Annotated in this window: 26 protein-coding genes; 6 read left to right on the top strand and 20 right to left on the bottom strand. The window is 48.8% G+C overall.

The features are described from left to right. Nucleotides 1–12: 12 nt before the first annotated feature. Entirely contained in the window at nt 13–612 is a 600-nt protein-coding gene (locus A1SC_RS05335) for a YiiQ family protein (protein WP_000834907.1), read from the bottom strand. A gap of 100 nt (nt 613–712) precedes the next feature. Between A1SC_RS05335 and A1SC_RS05330 the strand changes: the two genes are divergently transcribed. From A1SC_RS05330 to uspD, 3 genes are all read left to right on the top strand, one after another. Continuing rightward, nucleotides 713–1153 (top strand): DUF805 domain-containing protein, encoded by a 441-nt coding sequence (locus tag A1SC_RS05330; RefSeq protein ID WP_000155271.1) that lies wholly within the window; start codon nt 713–715, stop codon nt 1151–1153. 211 nt (nt 1154–1364) lie between these two features. Beyond that, the gene (locus tag A1SC_RS05325) at nt 1365–1664 is read left to right on the top strand and encodes a DUF406 domain-containing protein (protein ID WP_016262740.1); all 300 of its coding nucleotides are present in this window, start codon (nt 1365–1367) and stop codon (nt 1662–1664) included. A gap of 11 nt (nt 1665–1675) precedes the next feature. Beyond that, nucleotides 1676–2104 carry a universal stress protein UspD gene (gene uspD, locus A1SC_RS05320; RefSeq protein ID WP_016249374.1) on the top strand — a complete coding sequence of 143 codons (429 nt, stop codon included), beginning with the start codon at nt 1676–1678 and terminating at the stop codon, nt 2102–2104. A 4-nt stretch (nt 2105–2108) separates the two neighbouring features. Here uspD and fpr read toward each other — a convergent pair whose 3' ends face one another. The 4 genes from fpr to glpF form a co-directional block, all read right to left on the bottom strand. After that, on the bottom strand, nt 2109–2855 hold the full coding sequence (gene fpr / locus A1SC_RS05315) for a ferredoxin--NADP(+) reductase (RefSeq protein ID WP_000796325.1): 747 nt from the start codon (nt 2853–2855) through the stop codon (nt 2109–2111). Between the two features lie 96 nt (nt 2856–2951). Further along, nucleotides 2952–3962 (bottom strand): class II fructose-bisphosphatase, encoded by a 1011-nt coding sequence (glpX, locus tag A1SC_RS05310; RefSeq protein ID WP_001250656.1) that lies wholly within the window; start codon nt 3960–3962, stop codon nt 2952–2954. A 229-nt stretch (nt 3963–4191) separates the two neighbouring features. Continuing rightward, nucleotides 4192–5700, bottom strand: a complete 1509-nt coding sequence (gene glpK, locus A1SC_RS05305; RefSeq protein ID WP_001517514.1) for a glycerol kinase GlpK — start codon at nt 5698–5700, stop codon at nt 4192–4194. A gap of 22 nt (nt 5701–5722) precedes the next feature. Then, nucleotides 5723–6568, bottom strand: a complete 846-nt coding sequence (gene glpF / locus A1SC_RS05300; RefSeq protein WP_016262741.1) for a glycerol uptake facilitator protein GlpF — start codon at nt 6566–6568, stop codon at nt 5723–5725. Nucleotides 6569–6992: 424 nt separating this feature from the next. Between glpF and zapB the strand changes: the two genes are divergently transcribed. Next, nucleotides 6993–7238, top strand: a complete 246-nt coding sequence (zapB, locus tag A1SC_RS05295) for a septal ring assembly protein ZapB (RefSeq protein WP_001296623.1) — start codon at nt 6993–6995, stop codon at nt 7236–7238. Between the two features lie 38 nt (nt 7239–7276). Here the strand turns inward: zapB and A1SC_RS24780 are convergent, their stop codons facing one another. The 9 genes from A1SC_RS24780 to priA all read right to left on the bottom strand — a co-directional run bounded on the left by A1SC_RS24780 (nt 7277) and on the right by priA (nt 16728). After that, complete coding sequence (locus A1SC_RS24780; protein WP_000232687.1) at nt 7277–7903, bottom strand: hypothetical protein; 627 nt, start codon at nt 7901–7903, stop codon at nt 7277–7279. Nucleotides 7904–8025: 122 nt separating this feature from the next. Next, entirely contained in the window at nt 8026–8700 is a 675-nt protein-coding gene (locus A1SC_RS05290) for a hypothetical protein (protein ID WP_016262742.1), read from the bottom strand. Nucleotides 8701–8759: 59 nt separating this feature from the next. Further along, complete coding sequence (gene rraA / locus A1SC_RS05285) at nt 8760–9245, bottom strand: ribonuclease E activity regulator RraA (RefSeq protein WP_000872908.1); 486 nt, start codon at nt 9243–9245, stop codon at nt 8760–8762. Nucleotides 9246–9337: 92 nt separating this feature from the next. Continuing rightward, nucleotides 9338–10264, bottom strand: coding sequence for a 1,4-dihydroxy-2-naphthoate polyprenyltransferase (gene menA, locus A1SC_RS05280; RefSeq protein WP_016262743.1), 927 nt, complete (start codon nt 10262–10264; stop codon nt 9338–9340). A 66-nt stretch (nt 10265–10330) separates the two neighbouring features. Then, nucleotides 10331–11662: an HslU--HslV peptidase ATPase subunit gene (hslU, locus tag A1SC_RS05275; protein WP_001293343.1), complete on the bottom strand. Its 1332-nt coding sequence runs from the start codon at nt 11660–11662 to the stop codon at nt 10331–10333. 9 nt (nt 11663–11671) lie between these two features. Next, complete coding sequence (gene hslV, locus A1SC_RS05270; RefSeq protein ID WP_000208242.1) at nt 11672–12202, bottom strand: ATP-dependent protease subunit HslV; 531 nt, start codon at nt 12200–12202, stop codon at nt 11672–11674. Nucleotides 12203–12294: 92 nt separating this feature from the next. After that, on the bottom strand, nt 12295–13254 hold the full coding sequence (gene ftsN / locus A1SC_RS05265; RefSeq protein WP_000068823.1) for a cell division protein FtsN: 960 nt from the start codon (nt 13252–13254) through the stop codon (nt 12295–12297). Nucleotides 13255–13345: 91 nt separating this feature from the next. After that, nucleotides 13346–14338: a DNA-binding transcriptional regulator CytR gene (cytR, locus tag A1SC_RS05260; protein WP_194245949.1), complete on the bottom strand. Its 993-nt coding sequence runs from the start codon at nt 14336–14338 to the stop codon at nt 13346–13348. A gap of 191 nt (nt 14339–14529) precedes the next feature. Further along, nucleotides 14530–16728, bottom strand: coding sequence for a primosomal protein N' (gene priA / locus A1SC_RS05255; RefSeq protein ID WP_001517517.1), 2199 nt, complete (start codon nt 16726–16728; stop codon nt 14530–14532). A 203-nt stretch (nt 16729–16931) separates the two neighbouring features. Between priA and rpmE the strand changes: the two genes are divergently transcribed. Further along, nucleotides 16932–17144, top strand: coding sequence for a 50S ribosomal protein L31 (gene rpmE, locus A1SC_RS05250; protein ID WP_000710770.1), 213 nt, complete (start codon nt 16932–16934; stop codon nt 17142–17144). A gap of 70 nt (nt 17145–17214) precedes the next feature. Here rpmE and pgtA read toward each other — a convergent pair whose 3' ends face one another. From pgtA to A1SC_RS05230, 4 genes are all read right to left on the bottom strand, one after another. After that, complete coding sequence (gene pgtA / locus A1SC_RS05245; RefSeq protein ID WP_016262744.1) at nt 17215–18495, bottom strand: two-component system response regulator PgtA; 1281 nt, start codon at nt 18493–18495, stop codon at nt 17215–17217. A 2-nt stretch (nt 18496–18497) separates the two neighbouring features. Next, on the bottom strand, nt 18498–20525 hold the full coding sequence (locus A1SC_RS05240; RefSeq protein ID WP_194314693.1) for an ATP-binding protein: 2028 nt from the start codon (nt 20523–20525) through the stop codon (nt 18498–18500). Beyond that, entirely contained in the window at nt 20462–21694 is a 1233-nt protein-coding gene (locus A1SC_RS05235; RefSeq protein WP_016262745.1) for an ABC transporter substrate-binding protein, read from the bottom strand. The genes A1SC_RS05240 and A1SC_RS05235 overlap by 64 nt, the downstream gene beginning before the upstream one ends. A gap of 157 nt (nt 21695–21851) precedes the next feature. Continuing rightward, nucleotides 21852–22106, bottom strand: a complete 255-nt coding sequence (locus A1SC_RS05230) for a hypothetical protein (RefSeq protein WP_233461550.1) — start codon at nt 22104–22106, stop codon at nt 21852–21854. 373 nt (nt 22107–22479) lie between these two features. On the opposite strand from A1SC_RS05230, the gene pgtP reads away from it, so the two are divergent. Then, entirely contained in the window at nt 22480–23865 is a 1386-nt protein-coding gene (pgtP, locus tag A1SC_RS05225) for a phosphoglycerate transporter PgtP (RefSeq protein ID WP_000949936.1), read from the top strand. 33 nt (nt 23866–23898) lie between these two features. Here the strand turns inward: pgtP and A1SC_RS05220 are convergent, their stop codons facing one another. Beyond that, nucleotides 23899–24507, bottom strand: coding sequence for a YiiX family permuted papain-like enzyme (locus tag A1SC_RS05220; protein ID WP_016262746.1), 609 nt, complete (start codon nt 24505–24507; stop codon nt 23899–23901). A gap of 209 nt (nt 24508–24716) precedes the next feature. Next, nucleotides 24717–25034, bottom strand: a complete 318-nt coding sequence (metJ, locus tag A1SC_RS05215) for a met regulon transcriptional regulator MetJ (RefSeq protein WP_000852812.1) — start codon at nt 25032–25034, stop codon at nt 24717–24719. Nucleotides 25035–25089: the final 55 nt, after the last annotated feature.

Consider the following 25089-nt stretch of genomic DNA (forward strand, 5'->3'; position numbering starts at 1 on the left):
CTTTGCTTTTTGTCATTTATTCAACCCTTCAAGCGATTCAGATAGCGCCAGCTTAATCGGTTCAACAGCGAAGGTTAGCCCTTTTTCGCCGTTGTCCGCGACAACATAGCGCAATGCGCCTTCTGTCTCGGTGTAATAACGTTTGTTTTTCCCCGCAGTAAGGAGTGATTGCAGCTTTTTTTGGCTCTGTGTTTTGGTCATCAGCGGGGTAAGCGTGCGGATCATTGCCGCCATGTATTCCTGGGCTTTTGCTTTAGCGGCTTTTTGCTCTGGTCCCTGGATTGGTAGCCAGGTAATTTGAATACTTTTGATTTTTAAAGTGCCGCGCTCCAGCGCCGTAGAGGCATACAAGTTCTCGTTAATTTTACTGGCGGCGCGAGTCAGGTTGGCTTTGTCGGGGCTGCTGTCGATGGCGCGAAATTCGTTCAGTGGCAGATTGGGATTCTGGCTGTTAAAGTCTTCTCGAAACTGGCTGATGGAGAGATCGAAAGTGGGGGCACCAGCCAGCAGGTAGGGCGCTGTCGTTGCCGTGCCAGGCGATTGTGCGTGCACCGTTGCACTAACGGATAACACAACAGATAAGAGAAAAAACAGTGAACACCCTGACTTCATCGGCAGTACCTTTTGTTATGACTGGGTTCGATTAAAACGATATCTGTCGTCCTTGTCAAAAGGGTAGAATCCTGGAAAAGACAACCATCAAGGAACTTACATGACCATACAGCAATGGTTATTCTCGTTTAAAGGGCGTATTGGACGCCGTGATTTCTGGATTTGGATTGGCCTCTGGATCGTTGGGATGCTGGTGCTTTTCTCACTGGCAGGTAAAAAATTACTCGATATCCAGACCGCCGCGTTTTGCCTTGTGTGCCTGTTATGGCCGACAGCGGCAGTGACGGTGAAACGGCTGCACGATCGCGGCCGTTCTGGCGCATGGGCATTTTTGATGATTGTAGCGTGGATGCTTCTGGCGGGTAACTGGGCGATTTTACCGGGCGTCTGGCAATGGGCGGTAGGGCGTTTTATTCCGACGTTGATTCTGGTGATGATGCTTATTGATCTTGGCGCATTTGTCGGCACGCAAAGCGCAAATAAATACGGAAAAGACACCCAGGACGTAAAGTATAAGTCCGAGAATAAATCAAGCCATTAGTCCTTAATATATCTCTTATTGCTATTTTTATCCGGGTTCGTTATTTCCACGTTGCAAATGACGATGCCCGGAAAATCTTCTTCATTTCCTCATCTTAAGCAATATCAAAAAAAATGGTAATCCATAAGATCATTACTTGTTTGTTCTTCTCTTAACGGCGCATTATTCTTAAGTGGCAATCGACAGAGAGGCGAATATACAGAGGTGCCCTATGAAAGATGTCGTAGATAAATGCAGTACTAAAGGATGTGCGATTGATATCGGTACGGTTATTGATAACGATAACTGTACCAGCAAACTTTCGCGCTTTTTTGCCACCCGCGAAGAAGCAGAGTCCTTTATGGCTAAACTGAAAGAGCTTGCTGCTGCCGCATCCTCTGCGGATGAAGGGGCCAGCGTGGCTTATAAGATTAAAGATCTGGAGGGGCAGGTTGAGCTTGATGCGGCCTTCACCTTCTCATGCCAGGCCGAGATGATTATTTTTGAGTTATCACTGCGTTCACTTGGTTAATGGAGTTAAACATGGCTTATAAACACATTGGCGTGGCAATTTCCGGGAATGAAGAAGATGCCTTACTGGTGAACAAAGCCCTGGATCTCGCCAGACATAACGATGCCCACCTGACGTTAATTCATATCGATGATGGCTTAAGCGAGTTGTATCCGGGTATCTACTTTCCGGCAACAGAAGATATTCTTCAACTGTTGAAAGATAAGTCGGATAACAAACTGTATAAACTGACGAAAAATATTCAGTGGCCGAAGACGAAACTGTGCATTGAGCGCGGAGAAATGCCAGAAACACTGCTGGAAATTATGCAAAAAGAGCAGTGCGACCTCCTTGTCTGTGGTCATCACCACTCGTTTATCAACCGTTTGATGCCAGCATATCGCGGAATGATCAATAAGTTGAATGCGGATCTACTCATCGTGCCGTTTATCGATAAGTAACCGCTTACCAGTAATGCTCCGCTGTCATGTGGCCCGGTCGACGACGTAAATGTTTCGTCATCTGCCGGGTCTCTTTCAGCAGTTGCTGCGTATCACGCACCATCTGCGGATTGCCACACAGCATCACATGGCTGGTCTCTTTGTTCATTGGCAGGCCAACCGCATTTTCCAGTTCACCACTTTCAATCAACGCCGGTATCCGGCCGGTAAGTGAACCCGCTACCGTTTCCCGGCTGACCACCGTCTGAATGCGCAGTTTTCCCTCGTAGCGTTTTTCCAGTTCCTGCATAAGAGGCAAATAACTTAAGTCGGCGGCATAACGTGCGGCGTGAACCAGTACCAGATTTTTGAAGCGATCTAAATCTTTGCCCAATTGTAGAATCGATAAATAGGGGCCAATCGCCGTACCGGTCGCCAGCATCCAAAGTGTTTCGCAATCCGGCACTTCATCCAGCACAAAGAACCCTGCCGCCTCGCTAACGACCTGCACTTCGTCACCCGGTTTTAGCGCCGCCAGTCGCGGGCTTAATTTGCCATCGGGGACGGTGACCAGATAAAACTCCAGATCGGGATTGTCGGGCGAGTTCACATAGGAGTAGGCACGCTGAACGCGTTCGCCATCAATTTCAAGGCCAAGTTTGGTGAATTGCCCGGCGGTAAACGGAAGCACGGGAGCGTGAACGGTGAGACTAAACAGGGCGTCGGTCCAGTTCTGCACTTTAGTGACTTTGCCTGTTACCCAATCAGCCATGTTTCTCTCCTGTTTTGATTGACTTGCCTTATCTTCGTTCTCCGAACAAAAAAATTCCAGTCCCGAAGGACTGGAAGGCTCAATCGATCAAATCGATCAGAGAATATGCACCTGCATTTCCGGGTCTTTACGATCCAGATAATGAATCGACTGAATGCGACGAATGGTACGTGACTTACCACGGATCAGCAGCGTTTCAGTGGTGGCAATATTGCCTTTGCGGCTAATCCCTTCCAGCAGATCGCCTTTGGTGATGCCGGTGGCAGAGAAGATGACGTTATCGCTACGCGCCATATCGCCCAGACGCAGCACTTTACCGGCTTCAATACCCATTGCTTTGCAGCGTGCCAGTTCCTGTTCGCCAATGCGGCGATTTTCCAGGTTATCACCTTTGACATCATGGCGTGCCAGCAGACGGCCGTTCATATCGCCATCTAATGCACGGATCACCGCCGCAGAAACCACACCTTCTGGCGCACCGCCAATGCCGTACAGCACATCAACTTCGCTATCCGGCATACAGGTAAGAATGGAGGCGGCGACGTCGCCATCCGGAATAGCAAACACGCGCACGCCGAGTTGTTGCATTTCTGCGATAACCGCGTCGTGGCGTGGTTTCGCCAGAATCGTTACCGTCAGTTCGCTTAACGGTTTGCCGAGTGCCGTTGCAACATTGCGCAGGTTATCCGCCAGCGGCAGATTCAGGTCGATGACGCCTTTGGCACCAGGTCCGACGATCAACTTCTCCATATACATATCCGGTGCATTGAGGAAGCAGCCTTTATCGCCTACAGCCAGCACTGCCAGCGCGTTAGCCTGGCCCATCGCTGTCATTCGCGTACCTTCAATCGGATCCACAGCAATATCCACCGCATCACCGCGACCAGTACCGACTTTTTCACCAATGTAGAGCATCGGCGCTTCGTCGATTTCACCTTCACCAATGACGATGGTGCCGTCAATGTTGACCTGGTTGAGCATGATACGCATGGCATTTACTGCCGCACCGTCAGCGGTATTTTTATCGCCGCGTCCTAACCATTTGTAGCCAGCCAGCGCCGCAGATTCAGTGACGCGGGAAAATTCGATGGCAAGTTCTCGTCTCATAGCAAACTCTAAGCAGTAAGGAATGGCGCGAAGTGTAGCACAGGGGAGGGGGCGGATTATTGATGTGTGCGGGGATTGCCCCCGCACGGAGCCATAGTCTGCGACATGCCGGATGCGGCGTGAACGCCTTATCCGGCCTACACAAAATGGCATCGGTTCGTAGGCCTGATAAGACGCGTCAGCGTCGCATCAGGCAATCAGCATCAGGCAATCGGTCAGATGCCTGACATTACTCCTCGTGTTCTTCCCACGCCATCGCACGTTTAACCGCTTTTTTCCAGCCTGCGTAACGGTAATTACGCTCGGTAGTTTCGATGCCTGGACGGAACTCGCGTTCAATCACCGCTTTCTCTTGCAGTTCGTCGAGATTTTGCCAGAAGCCAACCGCCAGACCGGCGAGATACGCCGCACCTAAGGCGGTAACTTCGCGAACTTCCGGACGCTCAACGCGAGTGCCAAGAATGTCCGACTGGAACTGCATCAGGAAGTTATTCGCCACCGCGCCGCCGTCCACGCGCAGGGCGTGCAGGCGAATACCGGAGTCAGCCTGCATTGCTTCCAGCACATCGCGCGTCTGATAGGCAATGGATTCCAGTGTCGCGCGGATAATGTGATTAGCGTTCACGCCACGAGTCAAACCGAAAATCGCCCCGCGTGCATACGGATCCCAGTACGGTGCGCCCAAGCCGGTAAAGGCCGGAACGACATATACACCGTTGGTGTTTTGTACTTTGGTCGCAAAATATTCGGAATCGTCGGCGTCGCTAATCAACTTCATTTCATCACGCAGCCACTGAATGGATGCCCCCGCCATAAACACCGCACCTTCCAGCGCATAGTTCACTTCCCCGCCTGGGCCACAGGCGATGGTGGTCAGCAGGCCGTTTTCTGATTTCACCGCTTTATCGCCGGTGTTCATCAGCATAAAGCAGCCGGTGCCGTAGGTATTCTTCGCCATCCCTTCTTTCACGCACAACTGACCGAATAGCGCCGCCTGCTGATCACCCGCGATCCCAGCGATCGGAATACGAGTGCCGCCTTTGCCGCCAATGTTGGTCTGGCCGTACACTTCAGAAGAGCGACGCACTTCTGGCAGCATCTCGCGCGGGATATCCAGCGCGTCGAGCATTTTGTCGTCCCAGTCCAGAGTATGGATGTTGAATAACATGGTACGGGATGCGTTGGTGTAATCGGTCACGTGAACGCGGCCCTGAGTCATTTTCCAGATAAGCCAGGTATCAACCGTACCGAACAGCAACTCGCCACGACGTGCACGCTCGCGAGAGCCTTCCACATGGTCAAGGATCCACTTCACTTTGGTGCCGGAGAAGTATGGGTCAATGACCAGACCGGTGTTATTACGAATGTACTCTTCCATGCCATCGCGCTTGAGATGCTCGCAGATCTCGGCGGTACGACGGCACTGCCAGACGATGGCGTTATAGATCGGTTTGCCGGTTTCTTTTTCCCAGACGATAGTGGTTTCACGCTGGTTAGTAATACCAATAGCTGCAATTTGATCGGAACTGATATCGGCTTTCGCCAGCACTTCCACCAGCGTGGAGCTTTGGGTGGCCCAGATTTCCATTGGGTCGTGTTCTACCCAGCCTGGTTTTGGGTAGATTTGCTCAAATTCGCGCTGTGAGACGCTAATGATATTGGCATCGTGATCCATCACGACTGCGCGGGAGCTGGTTGTGCCCTGGTCGAGTGCAACGATATATTTTTTTTCAGTCATGTTTAATTGTCCCGTAGTCACATTACAGTGAAGCTTTTTGTTCTGAAGGAGTTGTGATCTCCTTTTCTTCCACAACACAGATATCGCAAGGCAAATGGCGGCCAATCAGTTTGCGGTAGGCAAATGCACCTACAATCGCACCGACGATAGGGCCAAAAAGCGGCACCAGGAAGTAAGGAATGTCTCTGCCGCCGGTAAAGGCGACATTGCCCCAGCCAGCCAGCCAGGCAAAGGCTTTCGGACCGATGTCACGCGCTGGGTTCATGGCAAAGCCCGTCAATGGACCCATAGATGCGCCAATAACCGCAATCAGTAGACCAATCAACAACGGTGCCAACGGCCCACGTGGTACACCGTTGCCATCGTCCGTTAACGCCAGGATCAGCCCCATCAGAATAGCGGTAATCACCATCTCAACTGCGAAGGCCTGCACAAAATTGATATGAGGATTAGGATAAGTAGAGAAAGTACCCGCCAGATCAACACTTTCGATGCTGCCGCGAACAATGTGATGGGTCTGCTCGAAGTCGAAAAATAAATTGTAGTAAAGCCCGTAAACTAATGCCGCAGCGCAGAAAGCACCGGCAACTTGTGAAACGATAAAAGGAATAACTTTGCGCTTGTCGAAACAGGCAAACAGCCACAACGCAATGGTGACAGCGGGATTAAGATGCGCGCCGGAAACCCCTGCGGTCAGGTAGATAGCCATCGCCACCCCCAGTCCCCAAATGACACTGATTTCCCACTGACCAAAAGACGCACCAGCGACTTTTAGTGCTGCAACGCAACCCACACCGAAAAAAATCAACAACCCGGTACCGAGGAATTCAGCAATGCACTGGCCTTTCAAGGTTGATGTTTGACTCATAATCGGATCCTGAAGAGTTAATGTTTGTTGTATGCGTGAAAGTCACGGACCTCCACGATGCTTGTAGGCATGCTGTAAACTTATCGTTAACGAGCAAAAACGAGAAATATCGAACTTAAAATGTGTGTGCTTCGTCATAAAATGAGCGTTATCGCGCCATTTATTCCATCTGATTGTACATGATGCATGTTTGTTAGATCATTCGCGCAACAAATTTATTAACATTTTCGATTGGTGTGGATTATGTCACCAGGAGAAGGATGAAAAGTGTGGCAAACCGTAATCTGCAAGGCGTGCCGCTGGACAGCGATGGCGCGGCTTCATACAATCGGAGCTAACTAAAGTGCGCTCGTATTTATTAAGGCGTCACCGATAATCGGGACGAGGATTTTTATCCATCAACGCCTTGCAATTCAGGAGAGGTATGACAATGTCATTAGAAGTGTTTGAGAAACTGGAAGCAAAAGTACAGCAGGCGATTGATACCATCACTCTGTTGCAGATGGAAATCGAAGAGCTGAAAGAAAAAAACAACTCACTGTCGCAGGAAGTTCAAAATGCCCAGCATCAGCGCGAAGAGCTGGAGCGTGAGAACAACCATCTGAAAGAACAGCAGAACGGCTGGCAGGAACGTCTGCAGGCCCTGCTGGGTCGTATGGAAGAGGTTTAATCTCTTCCACGCAGAGGCGCCGCAAGGCGCCTTATTTTTTACTTCACTGTATTTTTAGCAGACAACATAATCTCCATCGCCTGTTGGCGATATTTATCTGCCGTATCTGGCTCCATTAATGCAATGATCCCCACAGCCCTGGGGGTGTCTTCAAGATAAACACTGATGGTTCTTTTCTGCTGACCATCAAAATTTATCAACACATCCTGATACTTACAGGTGAAATGTTTGGCATTACAATCATGAAACTGGAAGGTTTCTTCATTGTATTGATCCTTGAGATTGTCTCGCTGCATCTTCTTTAACTCTTCCAGCGAGTCATCGGCGCTACGTCCTGCGGGCAGGCGGAAAGCAGAAATAAAGACGCTATTATCTTCACTTCTTATATCAATGGTTTTATCAGTACTAATAGAAACCGTATTCCAGTGTCGGTTTGGGACAGTCACGGAAATAGCTGCCTTCTCAAACGTATAGTGCCACGGGGTGAACAGACGAAACGTATTGCCGACGTTGGATAAAAGCAGGACTCCCAATACCCAACAGCACCCGCGAGTAAAACTGGCGAAGTTACGCGTTTTTTTAGTGAATGTGCACAGAATACCTGACACAAGCACGGGAAGTAATAACGGCCCAAGAAGTACTGAACCGATATACTCGCCAACCATCCCAGGATCTCCAGTAAGCAAGTTACTGTGCTGAAGATGACTAAGAAAAACAGTTATTATCCATAGTATTAATAAGATAACGTATCTCATATCAATCCATTATTATTAACATGCACATCAGATCATTGACGAGCAGAAAGCATCATTTTCATTACTTCTTCTTGATATTCGTCCAAATAATCTGGGTCGATAGCTGCGACCAGTTGTATCAAATTAGTGTTATCCAGTAGGGTCATGAAAATAGCATGTCTTACTTTGCCATCACTCATTGTTTGCACTCCTTCCTGATAAGCGCAGGCAAATCCCTGAACATCACAAACATGCATTTTTGCAGTTCCGTTTTGAGTCGCGGTAAGTTCCTCGATTGAATGCACACCGAGTTCATTTTGTGAGAAGGCAACAATAGCTAAAATAGCATGGGCATCCCGGGTCACCAGGGTTGGTCCTTGTTTTACTATATTGGCAACCCACTGTTTGCTCGGAACCGTGACGGTGATACCTGGCTCCGGGAAAGTATAATCCCATATGCTGTGTCGTTCCCACACCGTATAGCTGCTATAGATAAGAAATAATCCCATTAACCAACAAGTGCCGCGAATAAAGCTGCGGCTGCTTCTTTTTTTTATCGTTATACAGATGATTGTGGCGATAATAAATGATAAGGCAAGTGGGTTAAAAAATACGTTAGCAAAATATAAAATCATTTCACCCGCGTTGCCAGATAAAAGAAATTTGTAGCGGAAATGGTTAACGGCTATAAGTAATAAATATATAAATAAAAGAATAATATTCTGCATGAATGCGTCCATGTATAAAAAAGGGGAATTTAATTCCCCTTTTAACGCATGGCAGATACTTATTCAATATCCAGCGGATCTTCTGAAAGAATAATCCCGGTATTGTCGGCATAAAGATGGTCGCCGGAGAAGAAGGTAACACCGCCAAAATTGACGCGGACATCGCTTTCGCCAATGCCTTCGCCAGCGGCACCAACCGGAATTGCCGCCATCGCCTGGATGCCGATATCCAGCTCTTCCAGATCATCTACCTGGCGCACTGCACCATAAATGACCAGGCCTTCCCATTCATTTTGTACCGCCAGACGCGCCAGTTCAGCATCGACCAGTGCGCGACGAACAGAACCACCGCCATCGACGACAAGAACACGACCACGGCCATTCTGTTCGAGCAGATCGTACAGCAACCCGTTGTCCTCGAAACATTTTACCGTGATGATTTGTCCGCCAAACGACGCCCGTCCACCAAAGTTGGAGAACAGCGGTTCCACGACGTTGACATCTTCTTGATAGATGTCACAAAGCTCGGAAGTATCGTATTTCATAGGCTTAACATTCAGTTGCTGCGAGAATTTTCAGTATATCGCGCTATGTGGGTTGTTGGCAAAATCATCAATTGTTAATTGATATTTGTCAGTTATGCTGCCCACTGGCTTAGGAATATCCCCAAAACAAACAGCAGGTTAGTCAGTAATGCCCCTTTAACAGTGCGTTCCAGCATCGGACGCATCGCCACCGGGTCCATTTCACGCATCACATAACGGGTTTGTTTCACTAACAACGGTGCCGCCAGCAGGAACAGCCAACCCCACGGGCTGTGCAGCGAAAAGAGATTAAACAGTGCCAGGCACACCAGTGACCCCATCAGCAGACAGGCATGGTAACGGCGTGCGTTCACTTCACCTAAGCGTACAGCCAGCGTGTTCTTGCCATTCTCGCGGTCGCTATTGATATCACGCAGATTATTAATGTTCAGTACCGCAGTAGCCAGCAGGCCACATGCTGTAGCCGGAAGGATCAACGCCGGAATCAGGGTATGCGCCTGTAAATACCAGCTCCCCATCACGCTTAACCAACCAAAGAACACCAGTACGGAAATATCGCCAAGGCCAATATAACCATAAGGACGATTGCCCACGGTGTAGGTGATAGCGGCAATGATCGACAACCCGCCAAGAATCAGGAAACCGACAAAATCGGCCAGCGTATGGCACGCCACTGCAACCAGTGCCAGCCCGGAGAGACAGATGAGCACGACGGTAATAATGAGCGCCCGTTTCATCTCTTGCTGGGTAATGACCCCTTTTTGCATCCCGCGTAGTGGTCCGATACGGTCAGGTTTGTCGCTGCCTTTAACGGCATCACCGTAATCATTGGCGAGGTTAGAGAGGATCTGTAACAGCCCGGCGGTAATCAGTGCCAGCAGAGCGACCAGCGGATCGAAGTGACCTTGCCACCATGCCAGCGCCGTCCCGACGATAATTGCAGCAAAGGCGAGGGGGAGGGTTTTAGGTCGTAAACTTTCCAGCCACGCCTGAGTTCGGCTAATTTGTTGTTCAGTCATAATACGCGCCAATAAAAATGGGGCCTTTCAGCCCCATCAAACAATGATGAAAATGATTGAACGCGATTATAGGATAAAACGGCTCAGATCTTCATCTGCCACCAACGCATCCAGATGTTTGCTCACATAATCTGCGTCAATGATGATAGTTTGACCGCTTAAATCGCTGGCGTCGTAGGAGATCTCCTCCATCAAACGCTCCAGAACGGTATGTAAACGACGTGCACCGATGTTTTCGGTAGATTCGTTCACCTGCCATGCGGCTTCCGCGATGCGCTTAATACCGGAGTCGGTGAACTCAATGTTTACGCCTTCAGTCGCCATCAGTGCTTTGTACTGCACGGTGATAGAGGCATTCGGTTCGGTCAGAATACGCTCGAAGTCGCTGGTGGTCAGTGCCTGCAGCTCAACGCGGATCGGCAGACGACCTTGCAGTTCCGGGATCAGGTCAGACGGTTTAGCAATCTGGAACGCACCAGAAGCGATAAACAGAATGTGGTCAGTTTTGACCATCCCGTGTTTAGTGGAAACGGTGCAACCTTCTACCAGTGGTAGCAGGTCGCGCTGAACGCCTTCACGAGAAACATCCGGACCGGAAGATTCGCCGCGCTTACAGATTTTGTCGATTTCGTCGATAAACACGATCCCGTGTTGTTCAACGGCATCGATAGCGTCTTGCTTCAGCTCTTCCGGGTTCACCAGTTTCGCCGCTTCTTCTTCAATCAGCAGCTTCATGGCGTCTTTGATTTTCAGCTTACGCGCTTTTTGCTTCTGACCACCCAGGTTCTGGAACATAGACTGCAACTGGCTGGTCATCTCTTCCATTCCCGGAGGTGCCATAATTTCAACACCCATCGGTGCTGCGGCAAGATCGATCTCGATTTCTTTGTCATCGAGCTGGCCTTCACGCAGTTTTTTGCGGAATGCCTGACGTGCTGCAGACGGTTCCTGCTGCTGTTCGGTCTGCCCCCAGTTGTTTTTGGCCGGTGGGATTAGCACGTCGAGAATGCGCTCTTCTGCCAGTTCTTCAGCGCGATAACGGTTTTTCTCGATAGCCTGGACGCGTACCATTTTCACGGCGGCATCGGTCAGATCGCGAATAATAGAATCCACTTCCTTACCGACATAGCCCACTTCGGTGAATTTGGTGGCTTCAACTTTGATGAACGGCGCATTCGCCAGCTTCGCCAGACGACGGGCGATTTCAGTTTTACCGACGCCGGTCGGGCCGATCATCAGGATGTTTTTTGGGGTCACTTCATGGCGCAGCTCTTCGTTGAGCTGCATGCGACGCCAGCGGTTACGCAGTGCAATCGCCACAGAACGCTTAGCGTTATCCTGGCCGATGATGTGCTTATCCAGTTCGCTGACGATTTCGCGTGGGGTCATTTCAGACATGGGAGATCCTTACGCTTTGTAGCTTAATTCTTCGATGGTGTGGAAATGGTTGGTATAGATGCAAATGTCGCCTGCAATATCCAACGCCTTTTCAGCAATTTCACGGGCGCTAAGTTCAGTGTTTTCTAACAGCGCGCGCGCCGCCGCCTGGGCGTAAGGGCCGCCGGAGCCGATAGCAATAAGATCGTTTTCTGGCTGCACAACGTCACCGTTACCGGTGATGATAAGCGATGCAGTTTCGTCCGCGACCGCCAGCAGTGCTTCAAGTTTGCGCAACATGCGATCGGTACGCCAGTCTTTTGCCAGTTCAACGGCAGCTTTAACCAGATGGCCCTGATGCATTTCCAGCTTACGTTCAAACAGTTCGAACAGCGTAAAAGCATCCGCAGTACCGCCCGCAAAGCCCGCGATGACTTTGTCGTTGTACAGACGGCGGACCTTTTTCACGTTGCCTTTCATTACGGTATTGCCCAACGTGGCCTGGCCATCACCAGCGATGACCACATGGCCGTTACGGCGTACGCTTACTATAGTTGTCACGAGCTGACCCCTTGGTTACGAATACAGAGTACAAACCCCGTACAAAAGTACGGGGCATAATGCAATTATAGATGGGGGAGATTTTGAGGGTTTCAACCCCCGGTGGCGAGCCGAATACAGTTTGTGTGACCCGCCATCTTCAAACGATTGAGGGTGTTGTCTGCGTTTTCTTTGCCTTTCACCGGGCCAATGACCACACGATTCCAGCCATTGTTGGTGGTAATTTTCGAGTCAAAACCTTCGAACGCCAGTTGAGCACGCACCGTCTCTGCCTGTTCCGCGCCTCTGAACGAACCGCACTGTACCATCCAGCGGCGTTCATCTTTTTTCTCTGCCGTCGGTTTTGGCGCGTCTGCGGCACGAGCAACGGGCGCAGCCTGCTGTGGTTTCGGCTGTGCAGCAGTATGCGCAGGCGTTTGCAGCAGATCCTGGTACGGTTGCTGAGTGGACGCAGGTTTAGACTGCCGCGGCTGAGACTGTACTGGCGCGGCTTGCGCAGTACGTGTCTGTTGCTGCCAGCTTTGTTCTGTCGCACGTGGCTGCTGGGCCAGACGTTGCTGTTCTGCTAACTGCTGCGCCTGACGCTGGCGTTGTAGCGTTTGCTGGCGCTGTTCCGGCGTCTGCTCATTCCACGGAACTTCAATTAGCTGCGTTGGCTGCTGGCGCATATCGGCCTGCATTTGCTCAAGAAGCTGGCGCTGTTCCGGTGTCAGTTGTTCCGGCGTTTTCACTTCACCACCGGCAGAAGGTTCTGTTGGCGCACGCACACCAGGCTGGCGACTTTCCAGCTCTTTTATGTAACGCCAGCGTTCTTCCGGTTTCGGAGGTAGTCCATTTCCGGTCACTTTCTGGCTTTGCAGCGTCTCGGACTCTTCTTTCTTGTGATGCGTAATGAAGTACAGACCACCGATAAAGGTCACAAGAACGGCGGCAGCAATAGCGACCATTGCGGGAGAAACCGCAGGCAGATTTCGTTGCTTTTTCCGTGAGGTGCTCTTTTTTCGCCGCGAAGGTGCCGGTTGGCTGCGGCGTACATAATCTCGTTGTGCCACTATCGTTTCGCTGTATTTATTCGTTCGTCAGCCCGCCATGTTACTTAAGCGGCGGGCCTTTGACCAGTCACGGAAGTCTTAAAGGTTTACTTTAAGTCAATGTGCGAGTCGATCCCCGGATAATAAGCTCGCAGTCCATTAAACGTGAGCCACTGCCGACCGTTTGCCCTTGCATTTGATCAAGCAATAACAGCATAGCTTCCCGACCGATTTCGTAACGCGGCTGCGCAATGGTTGTCAGCGGCGGATCACAGAATTGCGTCAGGTCGATGTTATCAAAACCGATGATGGAAAGGTCGTCAGGGATTTTCAGCCCCTGACGTTTGGCCTGTGAAAGTGCGCCGAGCGCCATCACATCGCTATGACAGAAGACGGCAGTAGGCGGCTGCGGAAGGTCGAGCAACTGTTGCATGGCCTTACTTCCGGCTTCGAAGGTGAAATCGCCTCGGGCGATATATTGCGGATCAACCATAATTCCGCAGCGACGCAGCGCCTGAACGTAGCCTTGCAGGCGATAGTGACACAGCGGCATCTCTTCTGGACCAGCAATACAGCCAATCCGTTTATGTCCCTGTTCATACAGGTAATTTACCGCATCGAATGCCGCGGTCAGGTTGTCGATATGAACCGTCGGCAGCTCCAGCTCCGGCGCAAATTCGTTCGCCATCACCATAGGCGGCAGATTACGTTGCTCCTCTATGCTGGCATCAAACGGCAGCCTTGAACCCAGCAGCAACATGCCATCAATTTGCTTGGTGATGATTAAATCGATAAAGGTTTTTTCCTGCTGATTTTGATGTGCGCAGTCGCCAATCAGCACCAGATATCCGTGACTTGCCGCCGTAATTTCGATACCGCGAATAATTTCGCTAAAGAAGGGATCACAGATATCCGGGACAATTACCAGAACTGTACGGGACTCATTACGCTTAACGTTACGTCCCATTGGCTGTGGTAAATAACCCACTTCCCGAGCGGCTTTTTCAACCCGATTACGAGTGGCCAGGGAGACTTTATCGGGATTCATCAATGCTCGGGAAACGGTCGCTGTAGAGACTTTTGCTTTCAGGGCAACGTCTTTCATGGTTGCGGCAGTTTCCTGCTTCTTCTTCGCTTTCACACTCACTCCTCGCCTGGCACGTCAGGCGTACTACATCCATGTTTACTTCATATCGGCAACATTTTTAGCAGATAGTGCGTGAAAACGGTTACAGAATTTTCATGAAAAGTGTGATGAATATTTAATTTTTCGATCCGCCTCGCATCGTGAGCGGTTTAGCCTTCAATGGGATCGACATCCAGCACCCATTTCACTTTTCGTGAATCCGGTATTGTGTTGATAAGCGCCAGAGTGCCATTAATGATGTGCTGCAAGCGCACGCGGGAAGGGTGTTGCAACAAGATCTGCCAGCGCCAGCGACCGCCTCGTTTGGGGGCCAGTGCCGGAACCGGGCCGAGAACCCACAGTTTGTCATCCGCCAGCGGACTGGAGAGGATCAGATTGCGCAACTGCTGCAGGAACAGCGGTGCGTGCTGATTATTATGATCTTCTGCGCGCACAATCACATGGCTGGTCCACGGTGGCAGTTGCATCATTCGCCGTTCGGCCAGCGCCTGTTCGGCAAAGGCGTCGTAGCCTTTATAGAGCAACGTTTGCAACAGAGGATGTTCCGGATGGTGTGTTTGCAGCACCACCTCACCCTGTTTACCTGCACGCCCCGCACGACCAGCGACCTGAGTGTAAAGCTGGGCAAAACGTTCTGCTGAGCGAAAATCGGCAGAAAATAGCGCGCCATCGACGTCCAGTAACGCCACAAGCGTGACATCCGGAAAGTGGTGACCTTTCGCCAGCATTTGCGTACCAATCAAAATCCTCGCGCCACCGCGATGCACTTCCGCCAGTTGCTGCTCCAGCGCGCCTTTACGGCTGGTGGTGTCGCGGTCGATACGTGAAATGGCTACACCAGGGAACATCGGCGCAAGCGTCTGTTCAAGCTGCTCAGTGCCCAGCCCCACCGGCATCAGGTGCGTAGAGCCGCAGGACGGACACTGGCGCGGCACCGGGCGCTGGCTATCGCAATGGTGGCAGCGCAGATGTTGCTGTGCCTGATGCAGCGTGTAGTAGTGATCGCAACGTGGGCATTCGGCAATCCAGCCGCAGTCGTGGCACAGCAGCGCAGGCGCAAAACCACGGCGATTAAGAAAGAGAATAACCTGGTTGTCGGCCTGTAAATGCTGGCGCATACGACTGATTAACGCTGGAGCCAGCCCCGCCTGCACCTTCTGACCTTTTAAATCCAGCACGTGTTGAATTGCCGGACGCGCATTACCCGCCCGACGTGTCAGGCGCAGCAGGCGATATTTTTTCTGTTGCACGTTGCATAGCGTTTCCAATGCAGGCGTTGCCGAACCGAGAATGATCGGGATTTGCTCGCTGTGCGCGCGATATACCGCCAGGTCGCGGGCATGATAGCGCCAGCCTTCCTGCTGCTTGTAGGAACTGTCATGCTCTTCGTCGATGACAATCACGCCGAGATTTTTAAATGGCGTAAACAGTGCGGAACGCGTACCAATCACAATCGCTGCTTCGCCATTTTTCGCTTTCAGCCACGCCGAAAGGCGTTCGCTGTCGTTCAGACCAGAATGCAGGACTTCCACGGGTGCGTTAAATCGTTCACGAAAACGGGCGATAGTTTGCGGTGTCAGGCCGATTTCCGGCACCATTACCAGCGCCTGCTTGCCCTGGCTGAGAACGTTTTCCAGCACGCTTAAATAGACTTCCGTTTTACCGGAACCGGTGACGCCCGCCAGCAGCCAGGCAGAAAAAGAATCGGCCGCGCTATGAATTGCGCCAACGGCGGTGGCTTGTTCAGTATTCAGCCGCAGACGTTCGCCAGAAACGGCATAGCCCGTTCGCCAGTCGCTAAATTCTGGCGTTTCGCTTGCCAGTTCACACAAACCTTTTTTGCGCAGCGCCTGTAGTGCGGCATCATTAAATTCGAGAGTGGCGACCTGGTCGCGCCAGATTTTCCCTTGCCGCAATGCTGCCAGCGCTTGCTGCTGTTTTGGCGAACGTTTCAGGCTGTTGATATCCACCGCCTGACCCTGCTCGGTGGCAAACCAGTACCACATTGGCGTGTTCGCCGCAGGTCGCCCCTGGCGCAGTAAAATCGGCAAGGCATGAAATAACACATCGCCAATCGGATGATGATAGTAATCCGCCGCCCATAGCAGTAATCGCCAGACGGAGTGAGTAAACACCGGCTCACTGTCCAGCACTTCTCCCACCGCTTTCAGTTCGTTGAGTGGCAACTCGCTGACGTCGCTAACCGACACCACAATCCCGATGCGTTCTTGCTGTTTGCCAAACGGTACGCGCACGCGACACCCGGCTTTAACCGTCATGCCTTCAGGCAGCAGATAGTCAAAGGTACGAGGGAGCGGAACGGGCAAGGCAACGTGGGCAACGGGCATAGCATCATCCTGACTTGAAATTCGGTGGAACAGTATACACATTGCCGTAGAGGAGTGCGGATCAGTTTGCATACGCTGGTTAATTTCTGTATGATTCGGCGCCTTTGATACGAAATGATCGTATTGAAACTATACTTTAAACATCGCGTGGTGTCTGGCGTTAGGGCTGGAAGAGCGACGCGGCCTTAAACCGAGGTTTTCCCATGAAAAAAGATATTCACCCGAAATACGAAGAAATTACTGCTAGCTGCTCTTGCGGTAACGTAATGAAAATCCGCTCCACCGTTGGTCATGACCTGAACCTCGACGTGTGCAGCAAGTGCCACCCGTTCTTCACTGGCAAACAGCGTGATGTTGCTACCGGTGGCCGTGTTGATCGCTTCAACAAGCGTTTCAGCATCCCGGGCAGCAAATAAGACCGGATTTCCGAAAAAAGCGCCGCACGGCGCTTTTTTTGTGCCTGAAAACTTTCATCAGCAACATAACTCATTGAGTTTGTGTTTTTTTATCTTTTCTTTCATCGCGAAAATCCATTTTATCGATACCGTATTTTTTCATGCGCAAATACAGCTTTTTTCTGGGTATCTGAAAGTAATCTGCAACGTCGTTTATACGACCCTGGTGGAAGTTGAGAGCATCAATAATTATTTGTCTTTCATAACTTTCTACTCGTTCATCCAGCGGTGCTGGATCAGTCTCCATCATCTGCAAATTGACCGAATCGTCCAGCATTAAAACACCTACTGCAACCAGTTCTGCCGCATTCACCAATTCAATGATATTACCCGGCCAGGCACGCGCCATCAGCCGTTTATAAAACGTTTTTCCCAGCAACGGCTGTTGGCGATTTAATCGTTTACAGGTGAGTGTCAGATAATGGTGAAAAATAGGTTCAATATCCCCCGGTCGTTGGCTTAGTGGTGGGCATTCAATGTGGGTGAGTGAAAAAAGAAAATACAATGCGGGAATGATTTTCTGTGCGGCGGCCAGTTCAGCCAGAGGGCTTTGATTAACAACCATCAGACGAAACGATCGATCCTGTGGGCGTTCCTGGAGTTGAATCAAGAGACGCTGATTTTCTTGTGTTAAATGTTCAAGTTCTTTTAATAACAGCGTGCCACCTTCTGCCTCTTTCACCCATTCTTCCAACGGTTGCTGACTATTAGCGCTGAGTGTACGTTCAATTAAAGGTCTTTCTTTGCGAGAACTAAATTGATGAAGATAATGAGCAGCTAATGTTCTCCCTGTACCCGGTTCGCCGTAAAAACAGACGGGAAGATCGGTTTCTGCCAGCGTTTCAAGTTGTTGGCGTGTCTGGCGGATCCAGCCGCTGTTACCGATTAAGTGTCGATTAAACTGAGTGTGTCGCCATTTTTTTTGTTCCAGATAAGCTTCACGCTCTGCCAGTGCTTTTTCGATAAGTGATAGAAATTGTTCCGGATTGACCGGTTTTTGCAGGAAATCCCACGCTCCCTTTTTTACCGCTTCAACGGCCATAGGAACATCGCCATGACCGGTGATCATCAGAATAGGAAGATTAGGGTCGATCAGCGTTATTTTTTCCAGCAGCATAATGCCTGAAATATCTGGCATGCAAACGTCGCACACAACGATGCCTTCCCAGGTATTTTGCAGCAATTGTAGGGCCTCTGAAGGGTTGCTACAGGTACATACTACATAACCCTCTTGCTGTAAGAGAGCGCTGTAGGCTTGCAGAACATCATTATCGTCATCAATTAACAGTATTGTTGGGTGAGTGTCTGTCATGCTTAAAGCTTCCTGAAACGTAGAATAACCAGCGCATGGTGGTCGAGAGTAGACGCGATATGTAACTCTCCCTGGCACTGACGCATAATAGAATGACTAATCGAAAGGCCAATACCCAAACCTACAGCTTTGTCAGTGGTAAAAGGTGTTAATAGTCGATCAGCCAGAAGCACAGGCCAGCCTTTTCCATTGTCAGCAATATATAGCGTTACAGTGGTGGCTTCTTCTTCAAAGTTAATGGTTATTGTGGGCGGTTCTTCCAGACAGGCTTCCAGGGCATTGGTAAATAAATTAACTAAAACTTGTTGAATTAAAACATCATCGCCATACACAGCAGGGAAATGATCCGGGTAGTGAAGAGAGGCTTTCAGTGGTCGATGTTTCAATGCCAGAAGTTCCCAGGATGAATAAATTACCTGCTGTAAATTGATTGCGCCGCCAGCTAATTCACTATCACGACGGCGGGCGAAGTTGCGCAGTCGTTTAACGATGTTATCCATGCGTTCGACCAGCGATCGCATAGTGACGATATAATTTTTTACCAAACCAACGTCTTGTTGTTCTAAAGCGCGGTTGGCACTGAACAGATACATAGATAATGCATTAAGTGGTTGATTAATTTCATGTGCCAGTGTTGTCATTGTCTGCCCGACTACGGCCAGTTTTGCGGTTTGGATCAATTCACTTTGTGCAGTACGAAGGTTTTTTTCAGTCGCTATTCGATCGCATATTTCCTGCTCCAGTTGACGTTGTTGTTGATTAATTTGTTCAATGGTCTGGCGGAGCAGGTTGGCAATTCTCCCAAGTTCATCGTTGCCGGAGACAGGGATATCAGCATCGAGTTCACCATTGCTTAACTTGACGACGGCATCATTCAGTAACTGAAATCGGCGGATCATTCTGGGACGAATGTAGAGGTAATTTACCAGAATGACGAACAGCAAGGCGGTAACCATAGCCGACAAAATCAGTAGCCCGCTGATTTGCATTATTTTTTCCAATCGTAGATTGAATGTTTGTAGTTGTTGATGGCTATTTCCTAATTGAGTTTCTAATTGGTTGCGTATTTGCGTAAATACACGCTCTTTATCCCCGATAGTACTCATGAGGGTCTGTTGAGCTTGCTGCCAGGCAGCGAGGGTTCCGGGTAGATAATTTTGTTGAGTACCAAGCTCCCACAAGGAATAAACCGTCTGATGTAATGTGATGGTACTGGAATAAGACGATAACGATCTCACATTTTCGTCAATGCTGTGCTTCAAAAAATTCAGGTATTGAATATGTTGTTTTAACGAATCTATATCTCCACTATGTGTGTTAAGCATCTCCTTCAGTGTGCTGACGATCTGGGTTTCTATATGTGAAAGTTCGAAAACAAGTTGTAATTCTTTTTGAATAGTTTGTTGAGCATTTTGCAAATCCTGATTTTCGTGCAGATCTTTTCGTTGGCTGAGTTGATTGAGCAACGACGATTGTTGCCAACTTAAATCCTGAGTCAGAGAGTTAAGCTCATTATTGAAATCATCATGTAACCAGTTAACTCTTGAGGATATAACGTCGAGTTTTCCTTTTTCTTGATTGTTGTTATTCACCGCGCTATCGAGCTTGCTAAGCAATCTGTGACTACTGGCAACCTGTTGGTTAAGCGCATTTTGATGTACTGAATCAAGATGGGGATTAATGGCCTTAATTTTTTGTAGCCGTTGTTCAATTTGTTCCCTCACCTGAAGACGATTAACGGTATTGGTTGTCTGTTGTAGCTCATTGAATTCATTTACCAATGCGGTAAGGTTTTCTTCAAAAAGAAATGAAGCCTGAATCCGCGGGAAATAATCATCAAGCGCGTAGCGAACCTGAGAATTTTGTTCATACCACGAATAGAGGCTAACTACGCTAACGAATAGCGTAAGAACGGCACTAAAAACAAAGGCGAGGCGTAAGCTCGTCCCTATAGTATGTAGTTGTTTCACTTTAATGACTCGAGTTGCATGTTCACTAATTGCTGTTGATGCAGGAAAAACTGCTGCCATGCCATGATCTGAGCTTCACGAAAGCCTGATTGCAGTTCGAATTGCTGCAGATACATGGAATTAATAGCCTGTTGTGGGGTAACAGGAACGGCTGTTAATAATGCGCGCACATCTGGCAATTTACGCTTAAGCCGATGTTCTGCGGCATATAATGATTTCCAGGTGTTTTGAAGTTCGGTAAGGCGAAAAGTAATCGCATTATCAAATAACAATTGCACGAGCTTTTGGCGTTGCATAATCAACGGATAATCAAGGGAAGGGGAGGAAAATAATCGTAGTTGTTGCTCCGCGAGAGGAGTGCCGGAGGGCAGTGGGTATACCGGATACTTTCCTGAGTCAGAATCGCTCAATGCTTGTTGTCCTTCCTGGCTCAATAAGAAATTAATAAAACGACCCGCCTCCTGTGAATGTTCACTGCCGTTTGTGATAGCAATAAACATAGGTGCTGCGCGAGAGTTTGGGAAATAACTGAAACGTAAGGTTGAATTATTAAGCAGTACGTTAGCGTAATTGTCGATTATCGGACCAGCGTCTCCCAACCCTGTGCTGATCTTATTTGCTACACCGAAACTACGTGATGAAATGGTCGCGAGATTGCCGCCTATTTTCAGTAGTGTGCTCCAGCCGTTATTCCATCCTTGTTGTTGCAGGAGATCTTCAATCATCAGATGAGTGGTATCTGAACGCGAAGGGCTACTCATTAATAAGGTTCCTTGATAACGTGACCTGCTTAATTCCTTCCATGAAGTAGGTACTGGCTCATTTTTATCTTCCAGATGCGCTACATTGATCAGGATGCCATAGCCCGATACTGCAACTGCAACGGTGGTTGACCGAATAGAGTCGGGGACTAACTTTCTGCTTGTTTCTATCTGATTATTAAATGGCTGGAGCAGGTTTTTACTTTGTAATCGCTGTAGCAACATGGGGGATGAACTCAATACCAGATCAATATTTTCACCCAATGGATTTTCAAGCAGGCGCTCAATGGATGCACTGGTTCGGTTGAGTGTTCGGATTTGGGTTGCCAGGGGTTGCTTTTGCCATTGACTGATAATGTGCTCTGTCGCTTCCGAAGAAAGCGTTGTAGCAATCACCAGCTCTTGTGCTGAGGTGACGTTGACGCATAAAAGCCAACAGATTAGTGTTCGTTGTATAATACGAATCATGTCAAAAATCCTATTAACGAGAGAAAAACTCTTACGCTGTAATTCATATCATTATCCGTTCGCTAATATACTCAATGAACAGCAAGACACTTGTGTCAGTATCGGAAATTATCATTAATTTGGATGTAGCCAGCGTCACTATATCCGGAAGCGTTTGTTAAAAAAAGATCAATATTGCACCTCTGAACACGTGTATCTTGCGGAAATAGCGGTTGTTATGGGTATGCTCGGTAATTAATTTCCACACTTGCGCTATCGGATTCAGGTTATGACCGGATTCTATTGTTTCTTTGCGCCAGCCTTCATGCGCCGGAAGAATGGCTTTAATTCGAGCGCAAATGTGCTTGTCATGAAGGATATCATGAAAATGTTTAAGTCCTCCTTGTTGTTGAGCGGTGATGAAAACTTTCATGTTGCGCAGCATGATCCTCCGATAGGGTAAAATCAAGTATCTTCAATGATCACGTGTATAGATACAAAATATGTGACTGACATCAAAAACTGAAAAAATTAATAAAAGGAATTATTTTTATATTGGGGCTGTTGTAACCCGTTAAGACTTAAATAAGAGCCGAATTCTATTTTGGGATGTGAAAATGGGAAAGAAATGGAACATGATATTTGTATTTTTGAGTCAATTTTGACTCATTTGCCTTGTATTGTAACTTAAACTCTCTTGCTTCACTATCTTCAAAACCAATGAAGCAAGGGCTTTTGAAATACTCATCAGAGAGTAGCAACTAGCATTGCTGTTTAAAATAACTCTATGAACTGGAAGGTGATGTATGCTTTCTCTATTGAAACCTCAAGTGGCAACACATAAGGTTCCTGAAAGTGAAATAAAGAATACCTATAATCGTTATCGTATGCAGGCGCTATTTAGCGTGTTTATCGGTTATCTTTCGTATTATATTGTCAGGAATAACTTTGTTCTCTCCACACCTTATTTAAAACAAGATCTTAATCTGTCTGCGACTCAAATAGGGCTACTTAGCAGTTGTATGCTAATCGCCTATGGTATTAGTAAAGGGGTAATGAGTAGCCTGGCAGACAAAGCTAATCCTAAAGTCTATATGGCTGTGGGTTTAGTTCTTTGCGCCCTCGTTAACGTGGCGCTTGGTTTTAGTTTTGCTTTTTGGATGTTTGCGGGACTTGTCATTCTGAATGGCCTCTTTCAAGGGATGGGCGTTGGCCCTTCGTTTATTACAATAGCCAACTGGTTCCCTCGTAAAGAACGGGGCATCGTCGGTGCGGTCTGGAATATTTCGCACAATGTGGGGGGCGGTATTGTTGCTCCGATTGTTGGTGGTGCATTTGCCGTATTGGGTACTGAACACTGGAAAATAGCAACGTATGTTGTTCCAGCGATTGTATCAGTTGTCATTGCTATAGTCGTGCTGATGACAGGTAAAGGTTCTCCCGTAAGTGAAGGTTTACCACCATTAAGCGAAATTGTTCCGGACGACGTCAGCATTAAAGCAAAAGATGATCGTGCGCCAGAAGATATGACTGCCTGGCAAATTTTTTGTACCTATGTGCTAAAAAACAAGAATGCATGGTTCGTCTCTTTCGTTGATGTTTTTGTCTATATGGTGCGTTTCGGAATTATCAGTTGGTTGCCCATTTACCTGTTAAGCGTGAAACATTTTACGAAGACTGAAATGAGCACGGCATTTTTAATTTTTGAATGGGCGGCTATTCCAACGACGTTATTTGCTGGCTGGTTGAGTGATAAATTATTTCATGGTCGCCGTATGCCACCCGCGATTATCAGTATGGTATTGATTTTCTTCTGCCTGCTGGGCTACTGGAAAAGCGACTCTCTGCTCTCTATTACCATTTTTGCTGCTTGCGTAGGCTGCCTTATCTATGTTCCGCAGTTCCTGGCTTCTGTGCAGACAATGGAAATTGTCCCCAGTTTTGCCGTGGGTTCCGCAGTCGGTTTGCGTGGTTTTATGAGTTATATTCTTGGCGCAACGCTTGGTACAAGTTTGTTTGGTGTTATGGTCGATCAGGTAGGTTGGGATGGCGGTTTTTATCTTCTGCTTGCTGGTGTTATCTGTTGCATTATTTTCTGTACGCTAACGCACTTTGGCGCGGTCGCTATGGAACGACAGCGTCAAAATGACGTGGCTGCGTTTTCGCAAGAGCTTCAGACCAATAAAAATTAGATTTTGGGGGCCAGTCACGAGGTGATTGGCCCATTACCAGGAAAACAGCGGCCATTCTTTAGCGACGGTAGTGAGTTGTGGCGCATCGAAAACGGCCTGTGGTGAAACCACCGTTTCTTCAAGCGGGATATTTTTGCCGTAGCGTTCTTTGAGCTTCGCCTGGACCAGCGGGTTGCTAAGATCGAACTCTTTCAGTTTTTGCTGCTCGCCCACGCTCATTCCCAGCGCGTTCTGATACACCTTCCACACCACTTCTGAACAATACTGGCGATCGTCGCTCCACGAGAAGCTGAAGTCATACGGTTTACCAAGATAACGTTTTGTCGCTTGCGCCAGTTTTTGCTGTTGTTCGGTATTCAGCCCGCCTTCAACACGGCGCACAATGTATTTGCCCTTTTCACCGTGGGCGATCCACTGCTTCAGCGGGGTGTATTTCACCGGGCCGACGGCTTCAAAGACGTAGGGCTTTTTATTGCGTATCACCAGCATACCGGTATGGCTGTAATCGGAATGGGTCGCCAGTTGGATCGCTTTACTTTGCGATGAGCGAGAGATCTGAAAGATGATGTTGCCGGTTTGTGGCTGCCAGGCAAAGGCTGGCGCAGAAACCAGCAGGCTGGGGATGAGTAGCCTGATTTTCATCGTTAAACGTCCATGTATAAAAAGGCGGTGGGTTAGATCTGAGCCGCTGACAACGTGCTTGTTGTTTATGCCGGATGCGGCGTGAACGCCTTATCCGGCCTACAAGTTCGTGCAAATTCAATAGATTGCAATATGACGTAGGCCTGATAAGCGTAGCGCATCAGGCGATTTTGCCTTTGGCAGCACTCCCCACGCCGCTCTTTTCCGCTTTAGTATTCCCACGTCTCCGGGTTAATCCCCATCTCACGCATGATCTCTTTTGCCGCTTCCGGGATTTCGTCGCTGCGCTCTTTACGCAGATCGGCATCATCCGGCAGCGGTTGCCCGGTAAAGGCATGCAGAAACGCTTCACACAGCAGTTCGCTGTTGGTAGCGTGACGCAGGTTATTCACCTGACGACGCGTGCGCTCATCGGTGAGGATTTTTAACACCTTAAGAGGAATGGAAACCGTAATCTTTTTGACTTGTTCACTCTTCTTGCCGTGCTCAGCGTATGGGCTGATATATTCGCCGCTCCATTCAGCCATGAGATACTTAATCCTCTTCGTCAATAAATTGAGACCAGACCGTACAATTAATAAG

It is taken from the genome of Escherichia sp. KTE52, assembly GCF_000408325.1.
Lineage (GTDB): Bacteria > Pseudomonadota > Gammaproteobacteria > Enterobacterales > Enterobacteriaceae > Escherichia > Escherichia marmotae.